Annotated in this window: 15 protein-coding genes; 8 read left to right on the top strand and 7 right to left on the bottom strand. The window is 69.0% G+C overall.

Annotated elements, in window-relative coordinates; genetic code table 11:
• Nucleotides 1-327: 327 nt before the first annotated feature.
• A complete protein-coding gene (locus tag Actob_RS17160; RefSeq protein ID WP_284921208.1) occupies nt 328-852 on the top strand; it encodes a cupredoxin domain-containing protein in 525 nt (174 codons plus the stop codon).
• Nucleotides 853-946: 94 nt separating this feature from the next.
• On the opposite strand, the gene Actob_RS17155 is transcribed toward Actob_RS17160, so the two are convergent.
• Nucleotides 947-1,858, bottom strand: coding sequence for a LysR family transcriptional regulator (locus Actob_RS17155; protein ID WP_284921207.1), 912 nt, complete (start codon nt 1,856-1,858; stop codon nt 947-949).
• Between the two features lie 124 nt (nt 1,859-1,982).
• Here Actob_RS17155 and Actob_RS17150 point away from each other — a divergent pair, with 124 nt between their 5' ends.
• Together Actob_RS17150 and Actob_RS17145 are read left to right on the top strand one after the other, a co-directional pair.
• The gene (locus Actob_RS17150) at nt 1,983-2,111 is read left to right on the top strand and encodes a hypothetical protein (protein WP_284921206.1); all 129 of its coding nucleotides are present in this window, start codon (nt 1,983-1,985) and stop codon (nt 2,109-2,111) included.
• Between the two features lie 30 nt (nt 2,112-2,141).
• Entirely contained in the window at nt 2,142-3,425 is a 1,284-nt protein-coding gene (locus tag Actob_RS17145) for an FAD-binding oxidoreductase (RefSeq protein ID WP_284921205.1), read from the top strand.
• A 136-nt stretch (nt 3,426-3,561) separates the two neighbouring features.
• Here the strand turns inward: Actob_RS17145 and Actob_RS17140 are convergent, their stop codons facing one another.
• Together Actob_RS17140 and Actob_RS17135 are read right to left on the bottom strand one after the other, a co-directional pair.
• Nucleotides 3,562-4,104, bottom strand: a complete 543-nt coding sequence (locus Actob_RS17140; protein ID WP_284921204.1) for a hypothetical protein — start codon at nt 4,102-4,104, stop codon at nt 3,562-3,564.
• Nucleotides 4,105-4,429: 325 nt separating this feature from the next.
• Nucleotides 4,430-4,837 carry a YybH family protein gene (locus Actob_RS17135; RefSeq protein ID WP_328518432.1) on the bottom strand — a complete coding sequence of 136 codons (408 nt, stop codon included), beginning with the start codon at nt 4,835-4,837 and terminating at the stop codon, nt 4,430-4,432.
• On the opposite strand from Actob_RS17135, the gene Actob_RS17130 reads away from it, so the two are divergent.
• A complete protein-coding gene (locus Actob_RS17130) occupies nt 4,826-5,263 on the top strand; it encodes a winged helix-turn-helix transcriptional regulator (RefSeq protein ID WP_284921202.1) in 438 nt (145 codons plus the stop codon). The two genes, Actob_RS17135 and Actob_RS17130, sit on opposite strands and share 12 nt — an antisense overlap.
• A 742-nt stretch (nt 5,264-6,005) precedes the next feature.
• On the opposite strand, the gene Actob_RS17125 is transcribed toward Actob_RS17130, so the two are convergent.
• Nucleotides 6,006-6,326 carry a hypothetical protein gene (locus Actob_RS17125; protein WP_284921201.1) on the bottom strand — a complete coding sequence of 107 codons (321 nt, stop codon included), beginning with the start codon at nt 6,324-6,326 and terminating at the stop codon, nt 6,006-6,008.
• Between Actob_RS17125 and Actob_RS17120 the strand changes: the two genes are divergently transcribed.
• Complete coding sequence (locus Actob_RS17120) at nt 6,325-6,636, top strand: ribosomal protein L7/L12 (RefSeq protein WP_284921200.1); 312 nt, start codon at nt 6,325-6,327, stop codon at nt 6,634-6,636. The two genes, Actob_RS17125 and Actob_RS17120, sit on opposite strands and share 2 nt — an antisense overlap.
• 523 nt (nt 6,637-7,159) lie before the next feature.
• Here Actob_RS17120 and Actob_RS17115 read toward each other — a convergent pair.
• Nucleotides 7,160-8,011 (bottom strand): maleylpyruvate isomerase N-terminal domain-containing protein, encoded by an 852-nt coding sequence (locus Actob_RS17115; protein WP_284921199.1) that lies wholly within the window; start codon nt 8,009-8,011, stop codon nt 7,160-7,162.
• Nucleotides 8,012-8,128: 117 nt separating this feature from the next.
• Nucleotides 8,129-8,869, bottom strand: a complete 741-nt coding sequence (locus tag Actob_RS17110) for a GAF and ANTAR domain-containing protein (RefSeq protein ID WP_284921198.1) — start codon at nt 8,867-8,869, stop codon at nt 8,129-8,131.
• Nucleotides 8,870-9,218: 349 nt separating this feature from the next.
• On the opposite strand from Actob_RS17110, the gene Actob_RS17105 reads away from it, so the two are divergent.
• The 3 genes from Actob_RS17105 to Actob_RS17095 all read left to right on the top strand — a co-directional run bounded on the left by Actob_RS17105 (nt 9,219) and on the right by Actob_RS17095 (nt 13,466).
• Nucleotides 9,219-9,674 carry a carbohydrate-binding module family 20 domain-containing protein gene (locus Actob_RS17105; protein WP_284921197.1) on the top strand — a complete coding sequence of 152 codons (456 nt, stop codon included), beginning with the start codon at nt 9,219-9,221 and terminating at the stop codon, nt 9,672-9,674.
• Between the two features lie 117 nt (nt 9,675-9,791).
• Nucleotides 9,792-12,482: an MGH1-like glycoside hydrolase domain-containing protein gene (locus tag Actob_RS17100; RefSeq protein ID WP_284921196.1), complete on the top strand. Its 2,691-nt coding sequence runs from the start codon at nt 9,792-9,794 to the stop codon at nt 12,480-12,482.
• A 36-nt stretch (nt 12,483-12,518) separates the two neighbouring features.
• A complete protein-coding gene (locus Actob_RS17095; protein ID WP_284921195.1) occupies nt 12,519-13,466 on the top strand; it encodes a hypothetical protein in 948 nt (315 codons plus the stop codon).
• Between the two features lie 80 nt (nt 13,467-13,546).
• Here Actob_RS17095 and Actob_RS17090 read toward each other — a convergent pair whose 3' ends face one another.
• Nucleotides 13,547-13,966, bottom strand: a complete 420-nt coding sequence (locus Actob_RS17090; protein ID WP_284921194.1) for a nitroreductase/quinone reductase family protein — start codon at nt 13,964-13,966, stop codon at nt 13,547-13,549.
• Nucleotides 13,967-14,068: the final 102 nt, after the last annotated feature.

Raw genomic sequence — 14,068 nt, 5'->3', positions numbered from 1 at the left:
CGGCCAACTGCCCGGCGCCGGCGCGCCCCCTCTGCCAATGAGTCTCCGGCCGGTCATCCGCTGATGCCGCTGGTGCGTACTACCCGGCGAACACTTGATCCTGACGAGAGAGGCCTGGTGCGCCGAGTCATGCTGGTAAGCCGTCCGTGGTCGACCCTTTACGCCGCGGCTGCGGCCCTCCTGACCCTCGTAGCCTGCGCGCCGGCCTCGGCTGGCGGCTCGCCAAGTACGACAGGCCCGGGCGTGGCGGCAACCGGCGGAAACGCCGCGACCGGGTCCAGGACGGTCGGTGCCACCGACCCGAGGTGCACGACGGCCACCAAAGTCGTGATCACCCGGACGGCGTTCAAGCCGGCAAGCCTCACCATCGAACGCGGGGCCGCGCTCGCGGTCGTCAACCGGTCCGACACCGCGCGCACGCTGTCGGCCAGTCCGGACGCGGGCATCGTCACCAGCGTCGTCGATCGTGGCGAGCGCCAGGTCGTTCAGTTCCCGCACGAGGGCACCTTCCGGGTGGAGAGCGCCGGTGCCGTGCTTCGGCTGACCGTCTCCGGCGACAGCGGGTGCGCAGCTCCGGCGCACGCGCTGACCATCGTCTCCGCGCCGTCCGGCGGCTACGCCTTCGAACCGGCGAGGGTCACGGTGGCCGCGACGGAGAACTTCGCCGTGACGAACCGGTCCGGCACGGCCCAGACCATGGTGTGCGACAAGAACGACAACGGCGCCAACTCCCGGCTCGCCGAGGGCGAGACGCAGCTACTCGCTCTGGACGAACCGGGCCGATACACGTGCACCAGTTCCCAGCACACCAGCGCGAGGGTGACGATCACGGTGGAGAAGGACCCATCGTGACCGCCGTTACTCACGGCGACCCTGCCGGCTCGGCCCGGCGCACGCGTCCGCCAAGGCCGGCATCGTCCTGCTGATCGTCAACCGACTCGCATGGTCATAGCTGTCGATCGGCGGTTCCTCGTCCGGTGAAGTCGCGAGCAGCTCCGACGAAGGCCTGTACGCGGGCGGTGGCACTGTCGGTTCGCCATAGCAGGCCCCATCGCAGGGGTGCGGCGTCGCGGAACGGGATGTAAGCGACGCTGGGGCGGGCGTAGTAGCGCCTGGCCTGTGCGCCGACCGGAAAGACGCCGTGGCCGGCCCCGACGAGGGTGAGCATCTCGTTGAAGGTGGCCGCGGCGGGGCCGGGCTCGATCGGCCTGCCGGACGGGGTGTGACGTGGCGTGCGGTCTTCGCGCAAGGACTCTGGCAGGGTGTCGGGAAGCTGGAGCACTCGGACCCCGGCCAGGTCTTCCAGACCGACGGACTTGCGGCGGGCGAAGACGTGCTCGGCGGGCACCGCGAGCATGCGTGCCTCCGACACGAGGACCGGTCCGGTGCTGATGCCCGGCTCGTCGATCGGGAAGGTGCCCAGGGCGATGTCGATCTGTCCGTCGCGCAGCCAAGGCATCAGGTCGGTCATCTGGGCCTCGCGGAGTTGCACCTCGCAGTCGGGATGGCGCTTCCGGAACAGTTCGACGGCGCCGATGAGAAGCTGGCCGCCGGCGGCGCCGACGAAACCTGTCCGCAGGGTGCCCGTGATGCCGCGTCCGGCGACGATGGCCTGCTCCAGTGCGGCGGCGATGTGATCCCAGGCAGGTCGCAGCTGGTCGTACAGTTGCCGGCCCACCGTGGTCAGCTCCACGCGGCGGCTGGTGCGGTTGAACAGTGGAACCCCGACGCGCCGCTCCAGCCGGGCGATGGTCTGGCTGATCCGGGCGGTCGACACCCGCAGGCGCTCGGCGGTGCGGCCGAAGTGCAACTCCTCGGCAAGGGTCAGGAACGCCTCCAGCTCGTGTCGCTCCAGCACGTCCAGCCTCTCCGATCGTTAACCCTGGCTTGACGATCCTTACACACGATCTCGTTGATCCGCTCCTTGCCACAGCCGAGAGTGAAGGCGCTCCACACGCACTCCGACCTGCGAGGAAGCCGACATGTACGGCACTGACGAGCAAGCCCTGTCCGGTACGACGGCGAACGACGCGCTCACCGCCCTGACCGTCCTCGGCTTCACCCCTGCCCAACGCGACACGGTCCCTGCCGACGCCGCGACAACTGTCTGAGAAGGAGAATCGGTGAACCCCGTAAACGCTTTGCCCAGTATCGTTCGCGGCCGGGTATGGCTGCCCGGCGACCCCGGCTTCCATGCCGCCCGACGGCCCTGGAACCTGGCGATCGAGCAACCGGTCAGGGCCGTGGTTGAGGCCGCCGACGCCGACGACATCAGCACGCTCGTCCGGCATGCCCGCTCCGCCGGACTGGCCATCACCACCCAGCCGAACGGGCACGGAGCGACCGGCCGCACCGACGGCGCAATCCTGCTGCGCACCCGGCGGCTGGACGGCGTGAGCCTCGATCCGGCAGCCCGCCGCGCCCGGCTCGGCGCGGGCGTTTCCTCGGGTCGCCTGCAGGCCGCCGCCGCATCACACTCCCTGACCGGCCTGCCCGGCAGCTCCCCGGTCGTCAGCGTCACCGGCGTCGCCCTCGGCGGAGGGTTGAGCTGGTTCGGCCGCGCCCACGGCTGGGTCGCCGACAGCGTCACCGCGTTCGACATCGTCGACGCGAACGGCGATCAGCGGACGGTCAGCGCTGGCACCGACCCGGACCTGTTCTGGGCCCTGCGTGGCGCCGGCGGCGACTTCGCCATCGTCACCAGCCTCCACCTCCAGCTGCATCCCGCACCCCACCTGTACGGCGGCCGCACATTATGGACAGCCGAGCACGCGCCCGCGGTCATGGACGCGTACCGGCAGATCACCGCGACCGCACCGGACGAACTCACCGTCTGGCTGGATCTGCTGCACTTCCCCGGCGCCGACCCGATGGTCGCCCTCGACACCACCTACCTCGGGCACGAGGACGAGGCCCGCGACCTGCTCGTCCCGGTTGACCACCTGCCACCACCGCTGTCGGACAACCGGCGCGTCCGATCGGTCACCGAACTCGGACCCATCACCGCCGAGCCCACCGACCCGGGCGCGGGCTTGGCACGCGGAGAGCTACTGACCGCATGGGATGATGCCGCAGTCAAGACGCTGCTTGCCGATCCCATCGCGCCACTGCTCAGCGTGCAGCTCCGCCACCTTGGCGGCGCGTTCACCCGGCCGTCTGACAGCCCGCACGGCTCGCTGACCGAGCCGTACGCACTCTATCTGTTCGGCCTGCCCACCGACCCCGCCACGGCCGAAGCCGTGGCGAACCGGCAACGCGGTCTCGCCGCCACTCTGCCCACCAGCGGGCGCAAGCCCTTCACGTTCCTCAATCCCACCGAGACCGTGGCTGACGCCTTCACCGAAGAGGTGCTGGCCCGCCTTCGCGATATCAAGCAGGACCACGATCCGCACCACGTCTTCCGAGCCAATTTCCCGGTTCGGTAACCAGCCTCCAGCCGCACCCACGCCGTGAAGCGATGCACTCACGTGACAGCACCGCTCACCTGTGGGCATCGCTCAGCCGATGAGCGAACACCTGCTCGCCCCGGCAAAGTCGAACGCCATTTCGCTTCAGGTCGCATCACGTCGGGTCCTGAACCCCGATCTGCGTGACCATGTCGCGAGTGAAGGCAACGATCACCTCGTCAGCGCCGATCCACCAGGAGTCGTTCTGCGACTGCATCGCGGCGATTATCCAGACATCACCTGCGGGGAAGCCCAGACGTAGCGCCGCCGGTGCGGTCTGCCCCCAATCCGTGAGGTCGGTGTGCCAGATCAGTCGGCTCTCGATGACTGGTGCGGTGAGCAGCTGTTTCCATCGATCGTGGTCCTGCACGGTCCAGCGGCTACCGGACCCTTCGCCCTCCAGGTGCAGGTGTTCACTCATTGGCGACGCATACAGGTGCAGGCTGCAGTTGCCGAAGCCACAATCCCAGACCACCGAGTACGACGAGCCGTCGTCAAGGACCAGTTCGACGCCCATGACCGGGCGATGCCAACTACCGAAATCCCACTCACCGGAGCCTGGGCCGAGGCCGTAGTAGACCACCTCGGCGATTCGGCGGCCGACCAGGGCCTTCTCGGCCGCCTTCAACTCGGCGATCAACGCTTGCTCGCTGGACACCGGACCTCGCTCCCGCACTTCCTCGCCGGCTACGGGCCGAGACTGGTCGTCGTTCCCCTCCGGATCACGTGCACGAGGAGACGATAGGCTTCCGAACCCCGACGAACACATCAATTGTCGCGGCACCCTCGTCAGCTGCCGAGCGTGCGCGGTGACCGGTGGCATGCCGTTTCGATCGGTCGCGGTCACCAGTGCAGCGTGACTTGTGGCCGAAGGGCACCGCACTCCTTTGCCGCCATGCGTGAGCGAGCCGGCGGTGCCGTCGCTCGGCTGAACGAAGGTTCGTGCTGCCATGGACGAACCTTTCGGCTCTGCCGGCCTGTTACTACGGCGCCGTCTCTGCCACGCCGAACGGGTTGTCGATCACATATCGCCAGGTGCCGTCCTCCCCGCGGCGAGCGACGTCGGTCGCCGTACCCTCGATGTGCACGGGTGCGCCGTCCGGCCCGGTTCCCTCGATGGTCCAGTCGACGATCAGCAGCGCGATATCGCCGGCCGTGTAGACGTGCTTCGGCCGTACCTCGATCGGTAGTCCCAGCGCCAGGAACCGCTCGCTCGCGGCGGCCCGGGCAGGACCACTCACCGGGTTGCCGGGTTCCGGCACGAGAAGCGCGTCGGGTTCGTACATCGCCTCAACCGCCGCTACCCGCCCGGTGCCGAACGCCGCGGCGAACACCGCGGGGTGTCGGGCCGCCTCAGTGGTCCGCGTCATCATGAACTCATGTCCAGCCATGACCACAGCCAAGCGGAGAGCGCCATGGCTCACCAAACGGTGAGTCGATGGGACGCCGAACTGGTGCCCGACGACGCCGGACGTACCGACCGGCCCGACACGGAATGCCCCGTGGAAATCGCCCTGGCCGCGATCGGCGGACGCTGGACCACCCTCGTGTTGCGCGAACTCATGCACCGTCCACTATCGTTCAGCGAGCTCAGCGAAACGCTCCCGCAACTCAGTGACAAGGTCTTGGACGAACGGCTCCGCCGGCTCCGCACGCAGAATCTTGTCGAGAGGCGGGCCGTCACCGGATTCCCGAGCCGCGTCACCTATTCGCTGACCCCGGCTGGACAACAATTACGCCCCCTGCTCGTCGAGTTGTACCGCACCGGTCTTCATCTGCGGCAATCCCTCCGCCCGGCCCCCGCACCGCCGGCCTGAACACGGAACACCGACCGCTGATACGGCACCGCCCGCGCCGCCGACGAACCTGGTCGCCTGCCATGACGAGCGTCCACTCGACGCCTGCTTGGTGGGGCGAAGACGCGCCCCCAGCCACTGCCTGGCCGGCCGGCACCGAGGCGTCGTGCTCTGTGGCTCACCCATGTCGACATCTTGATCTGGCCGGGCCGCGGTCCTTGGGCAATGAAACAAGTAGCCGAGACGGGTACGCGTCAGCGAAGCCGCCCTGGCCATGATCGAAGTTCAGCCACGACAAAGGCAGTCGCCCTAAGGGTGAAGCACGGGCCGAAGTACGGCGCTCTCGGCACTGGTCGATTACGTTCTGACCATGCCAACTCGGAGCGGTTCCCATTAAAAGGGTGATCCCGTACACGCGTTGTAATACGTGAGTTTAGGTCAGCGCACCCAAAATTAGGGCGCAAAGGCCGGCATCGGAGATGCAGCAAAACCAAGACCTTCCTCCAAAGAAGGGCGCACCGCGGAGTCCACCGAGAACCGATCGATCACATTGCAGGCATCATCCGCTGGTCGCTTTTTATAGTCGGCCAGATGACTCTCGGCATATGTGGCAATGCCGCATACGACCTTTTGAAGAACATTCTCGGTCTTGAATGAATTTCACCGTCAGCTCAGGCGAGACATGCCAATGTCGCGTAAGTGCGCATTGCTTAGCAGAATCTTGACGGCCGGTGCCGCGTTGCGTCCAGCAGGTTGAGCGACGTCACTCGTTGGCGAGTGTCTCGATCTCGGCGAGTATGGATTGCCGGCTTTTCAGCAAGTCGCGCAGTTCCTGAAGCTCGAGCTCCCCGTAGAGTCGGTCCGACAGGGCCCGCTCGGCTTGAGCCTGCAGCGTCCACACCTGCCCGAGGAACGACACTCCGGCGAAGATCGCGCAAAACCGCACCGATGTCCAGATGTGGATGGCCCGGTGAGCCGACGCCGAACGCTGCCGCCGAACGTGTTCGCTTGTGCTGGCGTCGCGGCCGACAGCGATGAGCCTGAGCCTGAACCGCTGGCATGGCCGGTGTTGAATGGCGGGCATGGAGTGGATCGTGCCGTTCGCCGCGCTGCTGCCCTTGATGCTGGTGGTTTTGGTAGTCGCCATCGGCCGCCGCAGCGCCGTGGATCATCGGGTGCACCGGCTGGCGGCAATCGAACGCAAGTTGGACCTGATCATGGCACACCTGGGTATCCACGAACCCGAGCCTGACGTTCCCGGGATGGTCCTGCAGGAACTGCTTGCGGGCCGGAAGATCCAGGCGATCAAGGAGTACCGGGAGGCGACGGGTGCCGGCCTCAAAGAGGCCAAGGACGCCGTCGAGCTCCTCGCCAGGCAGCGTGGCTTGGGGTGACGCTCGCAGCGGCTCGCACGGCGCCCTCGCCGGTGAGGGCGGGGTAGGCGCACTGTCTGCCGCCGACCGCGCACATGGTGAGGACGCTACTGTCCGGCCTCTTACCGCGAGCCCCGCGCTTCACGGAAAACGAGTTCGTCCCGCCGGCCGACGAAAACGACATCGGCGCCAGGCGGAAGACGTTCGACGACCATCGCGACAGCCTCTCCCGCGGTAGCCGCCGGAATGCACGACGAAGCGGCCTGGTGTCTATGCCGCTGATCGTGCACACCGGCTCGCGACAGCCCGTCACCCTTGGTGGTCGCCCTGCGTGCCGCGGCTGAGGTGCTGACCTGCCGAGGCGGGGCGTTGGCGGCCAAAAAGGCAGGTTCGCGTCGAGCTCCAATGACGTCAGCGGGGGTGTTCGGGGAGTCGGCGATGTCGCGTCTGTGGGCCGACGCCAGACGCGCCACGGATATGGGGACTACATTCGCTGCCGAACCCGTGCCCCGCGCCGGAGCGTCGTCATCCGATGCCGGACAGGTCAAGCTCGGGGATCCGCGGCCGCTTCGAAGGTTCGCTGGAGGCCGTCGGTCAACCACCGGTACTCAGCGTCGACGGGCAGGGGCGCGCGCACGCTGAGCCCTTCCAGGACGTCGGTGGTCCGGCCCCGCAGAGCGACGGGGACGCCGGGTGCAACACCGTCGGTGACACGCACCTGGTCGTTCACCTCGACGGTGAAGGCGACGTCAGGATCAACGGTCACCACAGCGGCCCGGCGGGACGGCCGGGCCGCCCCGGTGGCGCCGACCAGGTCGAGGGCGGCCGCGAACGCGGCGACGAACCGCAACGCGGGGCGCACCTCATCGTCGACCGTGACGCAGCGTGCGTCGACCCCGGCGGCGATGTCGCGTTCATGTACCCAACCGTCCCAGAGGGCATGATGGGCCAGGACGGTCACCGGTACGTGACCCAGCGGACTCTCCGCTGGCCACGTCCACTCCTGCGGGCTCAGCTCCGCCAGGCAGTCGGCCAGCGCCTCGGTGGTGGACCGGAACGCGGCGAGGGTGTCCGCCACCGGCTCCGGTGGAACAGCCCGCACGAGGGCATCCGGGTCCTGCACCGGATCGAAATCGGCCAGCATCCTGGTGGGCCGGCCCAGCCGTGCCTGGACGATCGAGTGCGTCCAGAAACGGTTCGTGATGGTCAGGTGCACCACCACGTCCCGGTTGCTCCACGCCGTGCACCGGCTCTGCGCCGACCAGGCCGCCTCGTCGAAGCCGGCGAGGGTGTCGGCCAACCGGCGGCGCTGGCCGAGGAGAGGCGCCACGACGGCCGCCGGGTCACCGTCGAGAACGATCAGCGGGTCACTGCCGTACCGGGGTCCGATCCTCATACCGCGATACTCAACCAGTACTCGACGAAACGATCTACCGTGGCGCGACCGATCGCGACCAGGATCGCCAACGCCACGCTCGTGGCCCGCGCGGGCCGCTGACACGCCGCGGACCGGCTAGTGAGCCCCCGGCTGGGCGTCCGCGAGAACAGGTGAGGTCAGGGCGTCCGGTCGCAACTGGCCGGTGTCGGTGAGGTGCCGGGCCACGTCGATGAGCCTGGTGCCGGTGCGCCGGCTCACCTCGATCAGCAGGCGGAACGCCTGGTCGGCGGTGGCCGAGTAGCGCTCCATCAGGATCCCCTTGGCCTGGCCGATGAGGTCGCGCGTCTCGATGGTGTGCCCGCACCGCTCCTGCCGCCTGGCCCCGGACAGGGCGACCGCGGCGTGCGCGGCGAACAGGTGGCCGACGTGTTCCGACTCGTCGGTGAAGGCCTCCGGGGCCCGGGAGTACAGGTTCAGCGCGCCGAGGCTGCCGGCCTCGACGTAGAGCTGGAACGACAGCATGCTGCGGATGCCGAGATCCGCGGCGCGGCGGGCGAAGGCGGGCCAGCGGCCCTCGCGGGTCAGGTCGGGGAGACGCACGATCTCCGCCCGGTGGACCGCCTCCAGGCAGGGGCCCTCCCCGGTGTCGTACTGGGCCTGATCCACCTGCCGGACCAGGTCGTCGGTCGCGGCGCGGGTGTCGGCCTCGCGATGGTGTCCGACAACCATGAGGCCGGCGTACTGGGTGCCGGGCACGGTGTCCACCGCGGCCGCGGTGATCGCGTCCAGGGTGTGCCGTTCGTCCTGTTCACTCTGCAACGACCGGGCCAGCTCGCTCAGCGCGACGGCCAGGTCGTCGCCCCCGATGTGCCCCATGGCCCGTTTCCCCTCGCCGGCCCCCGCCACCTGGATCTGCCGCCGTATGCCCGTCCCGGCCGCGGATACGCCGGCGGACCGGCACGATCTTGCGGACCGGTTTTCCGGTGACGGTGCAACCGATAGGGTTGCAAAGAGTTGCAATAACAGCAGTCTTTTTTCGTACGCCGTTAGCAAGAGACTATGACACGGCGGTGACGTCTAGACGCAGCTCACAGGTTTTCCTCACGCCTTGACCGACGGTACGCACGCGACCACTGTGGAGGACAGCTGCCTGCGACACCGGGTCGCAATCCGCAAGGTCTTCCATAACTTGCAGGATTCGGCAGGCTTCCTGTCAGGAGAACCCATGCAGAATCGCACCGCCGCCCGCGCCGGCCTGGTCGCCGCCGGGCTCGTCGCCGCCGTCCTCGGGATCACCGGTCCGGCCCTGGCCGCCCCGGCCGCCGTCGCCGCGGCGCCGGTGACCGCCGGCGCCACCGAGGTCGCGCCGATCGCCGCCACCTTCAACGTCACAGCGGACTTCACCAGCTGGGGCCAGAACGTCTACGTGGTGGGCAACGTCCCGGCGCTGGGCGGCTGGGACACCACGAAGGCCGTCCCGCTCACCACCACCAGCTCGACGTTCCCGGCCTGGACCGGTGGCGCCGCGCTGCCGCCCAACACCTACGTCGAGTACCAGTACATCGTGAAGAACCCGAACGGCAGCGTCGCCCGCTGGGAGAAGGGCTTCCAGCAGAACCGGACCACGATCACCCCGCCGACCGGCACCTACATCACCCACGACACCTTCGGCGGTTACTGAGCACGCCGGCCGCGCCGAGAGATATGTCGCAGATACCTCTCGGCGCGGCACCCGGCAGTATCGCATCGGACAGCTGAGGACGCCCCACTGATCTCCCGGACGGCGCACGCTGAGGGCATGGCTGAGAGCTTCGGCGCCGAGCAGCGACGCCTCCGGGATGCCGACACCGCCGACGTGCCGTGGCGGCGGTGGGGACCCTATGTCAGCGACCGGCAGTGGGGTACGGTTCGCGAGGACTACAGCCCGGGCGGGGACGCCTGGGACTATCTGAGCCACGACATGGCGCGGTCCCGGGCGTACCGCTGGGGTGAGGACGGGATCGCCGGCTTCTGCGACGACCAGCAATGGCTGTGCCTGGCCGTCGCGCTGTGGAACGGGCGCGACCCGATCCTCAAGGAGCGGTTCTTCGGCCTGACCAACCGGGAGGGCAATCACGGCGAGGACGTCAAGGAATACTATTTCCACGTCGACGGGACGCCGACGCACTCGTACCAAAAGATGATCTACAAGTATCCGCAGAACGCTTTTCCGTACGAGGATCTCGTCCTGACCAACCGTGGTCGTGACCGGAGTCAGTACGAGTACGAGCTGCTCGACACCGGCATCTTCGCCGAGGATCGGTACTTCGACGTCGAGATCGAGTACGCGAAGGCCTCCCCCGAGGACATCCTGGCGCGGATCACCGTGCACAACCGGGGTCCCGAGGCGGCCACCCTGCGGGTCCTGCCGACGCTCTGGTTCCGCAACATCTGGTCCTGGGACCGGCCCGAGCCCAAGCCCGAGCTGCACGCGGCCCCCGGCAACGGCGCCGCGCCGGTCGTCGAGGCGGTGCACGAGCGGCTCGGCACCCGCCGGCTGACCTGCCTGGGCGCGCCCGACCTGCTGTTCACCGAGAACGAGACGAACACCGATCGGGTGTTCCACCGGCCGAACGGCAGCCCGTTCGTCAAGGACGCCATCGACCGCTACGTGGTACACGGGGAGCGGGAGGCGGTCAACCCGGCGGCCACCGGCACGAAGGTCGCCGCCGACTACACCCTGCACGTGCCGGCCGGCGGTTCGGCAGTGGTCCGGGTCCGGCTGAGCGAGACGGCCGCCGACACCTCGGAGATCGCGTTCGACAATCTGGTGGCCTCGCGGCGGGCCGAGGCCGACGAGTTCTACCTGCGGGTGCTCGCCCCGCAGCTGGGCGAGCCGCAACGGCAGGTGGCCCGGCAGGCGCTGGCCGGCCTGCTGTGGAGCAAACAATATTTCGGGTACGACGTCGAGCGGTGGCTGACCGGGCACGGCAAGGACCCGCTGGAGGCGGGCGCGACGCGCAACGGCGAGTGGTTCCACATGATCTGCCACGACGTGATCTCGATGCCGGACAAGTGGGAGTACCCCTGGTTCGCCGCCTGGGACTTGGGCTTCCAGGCAGTCGCCCTAAGTATGGTCGACCTGGAGCTCGCGAAGAGCCAGCTGAGCCTGCTGCTGAGCCGGCGATACCTGCATCCCAACGGGCAGATTCCGGCGTACGAATGGAACTTCGGTGACGTCAATCCGCCGGTGCACGCGTGGGCGGCGCACCTGGTCCACGAATTGGCGAAGGCACGCACCGGTGAGGGCGACCACGACTGGCTGGAAAGCGTGTTCCATCAGCTGGCCCGCAATTTCAGCTGGTGGGTGAACCGCAAGGACGCCGACGGCAACAACGTGTTCCAGGGTGGCTTCCTCGGCCTGGACAACATCGGGGTGTTCGACCGCAGCGCGCCGCTGCCCACCGGCGGCACGCTCGACCAGGCCGACGGGACCGCGTGGATGGCGCTGTACTGCCAGAGCATGCTGCAGATCGCCCTGGAGCTGTCGGTGCGCGACCCGGTCTACGTCGAGCAGGCACAGGCGTACTTCGAGCATTTCGCGTGGATCGCGGTGGCGGTGAACCGCAAGTCGAGCACGGCGACGCTCTGGGACGACGAGGACGGCTTCTTCTACGACCTGCTGCGGCTGCCCGGCGGCGAGACCCGGCCGCTGCGGATCCGCTCGATGGTCGGGCTGCTGCCGCTGGTGGCCGCCACGGTGTACGACCCGGCGCTGGTCGCCCGGTTCCCGCGGCTGCTCGACGACGCGTGGGACTTCGTCGCCCGGCACCCCAGCGTCAGCTCGGTGCTGACCCGGGGGCGGTCCGGTACCGAGGACGGCGAGCATCTGCTGGCGTTCTTCGACGAGGACCGGCTGCGGCGCGTCCTGGTGCGGATGCTCGACGAGAACGAGTTCCTCAGTCCGTACGGGATCAGGTCGCTCTCCCGCTCGCATCTGACCGAGCCGTTCACCTTCCCGGTCGGCGACCAGGTCTACCGGGTGTCCTATCTGCCCGCCGAGTCGGACAGCGGCCTGTTCGGCGGTAACTCGAACTGGCGGGGGCCGGTCTGGTTCCCGGTCAACATGCTGATCATCCGGGCGCTGCTCAACCTCTACGTCGGGTACGGCGACGAGTTCACCGTCGAGTGCCCGACCGGTTCCGGGCAGCGGATGAACCTCTTCGAGGTGGCCCGGGAACTCGCCACCCGGCTGACCGGGATCTTCCTGCCGGACGGGAACGGGCACCGGCCCTGTCATGGCGGGCAGGACATCTTCGCCACCGAGCACTGGCGGGATCTGATCACGTTCTCCGAGTACTTCCACGGCGACGACGGCGCCGGGCTGGGCGCGGCGCACCAGACCGGGTGGACCGGCCTGGTGGCGCTGCTGCCGAACCTGTTCGCCGGGCTGGCCGGTCCGGAGCTGCTGGCCGAGCGGATGTCCGGGCTCTTCCCGGAGCGCAAATAGGTTGTCACCGCCGCGCGGCGGGCCAAGTATGTCGGGATGAGATCGCCGCTGCAGGGTGGCCTGCCGCCCACCGGGGCGGTGACCGGCGCCGTGGTGGAGATCGCGTGCGACGAGTCCGGTTTCTCCGGCACCAACCTGCTGCACTCCGGCACCCCGGTGATCGCGCACGCGAGCGTCGACCTCAGCGTGGCCGAGGCGACCGAGCTGATCGGCACGCTGCGATCCGGGTTCCGGTTCTCGCCGCACGAGCTGAAGTCCGGCCGGTTCCTGCGCCAGCCGGGCGCGGCCCGCGACCGGTTCCTCGCCGCGCTCGCCGGACGCGCCCTGGTGCACCTGATCGACAAGGAGTTCTTCCTGGTCACCAGGGTGGTGGACCTGATGCTCAGCGAGCCGTCCTACACGGCCGGCACCAGCCTGGCGGCCCATCACCGGGCGGCGGCGCTCGCCCTGTACCGGGCCGGGCGCACGGCCGGCGCCGCGTGGGACGATTTCCTGGCGGCCTTCGCCGACCTGGTCCGGAGGCGGCGGCAGCCGGATCCGCGGGCCGCCGAGCGGTTCCTGCGGGCCCGGGACCGGTTGCGGGACAGCGGGCTCGGGACCGACCCGGTGCTCACCGCGCTGCGGCCGGCAGCGGTGCGGGCGGTGCGGTCCCGGCTGGACGCCGACGACCGGTCGATGCCGCCGCCGCTGGAGCCGCTGCTGCCGGCGCTGGCCGAGACGGTGCTGTTCTGGAGCCGGGGCCGGCGGCGGGTGTTGGTCTTCCACGACGAGCAGAGCGCCCTGACCGCGGACCGGCTGACCCGCCTCCAACAGGCGCTGGCCGGCGACGGCGGGTCCCCGCTGGCCGGCCTGGTGATGGTCGATTCGCGGGACGACCCACGGGTTCAGGTCGCCGATCTGCTGGCCGGCATCGCCCGTCGCGCACCGGCGGCCGTCGACGGGCGGCTGCTCTCCGCCACCTCGTTACGTGATCCCGGAGCGTGACGGACGGCGGGCGCGCTCCGGGCGTACCGGAAATCGGCGGCCGGAAGCCGAAGCGCGCCTCGCGCGTGCCGGGGGTCGTCTCAGGCGCGGGTCAGTTCCAGGACCGGGATGGTGCGGATGCCGGCGGTCTTCTGCTCGTACTCGGCGAAGCCGGGGTAACGCCGGGCCTGCTCGGCGTAGATGCGGTCACGCTCGTCGCCGGTGATCTCGCGGACGGTGACGTCGTAGGTCTCGGTGCCGACCTCCACGGCGCCCTTGCCGGCCGAGATCAGGTTGTGGTACCAGTCGGGGTGCTCCGGGGCGCCGGCCTTCGAGGCGAAGATGTAGATCACGTCGGCGTCGGTCTCGTGCGGCAGGTACATCAGCGGGATGACCAGCTCGCGCCCCGTCTTGCGGCCACGGTTGTGCACCAGCACCATCGGGGCACCCTCGAAGGGGCCGCCGACCCGGCCCTCGTTGGCGCGGAACTCATCGATGATTTTGGCATTCCAGTCGCTCATCGGACGAACCTATCCCCTCGGCACCGGCTGCCGCCCGCGAATCCGCCTCGCCCCTGATCACCACCGCGCGTCGGCCGTCCCGGGCCGGTCACCACGGTAAAT

The sequence above is a fragment of the Actinoplanes oblitus genome (assembly GCF_030252345.1).
In the GTDB taxonomy this organism is placed as follows: domain Bacteria; phylum Actinomycetota; class Actinomycetes; order Mycobacteriales; family Micromonosporaceae; genus Actinoplanes; species Actinoplanes oblitus.
This window is presented reverse-complemented; position numbering and strand designations above follow the sequence as displayed.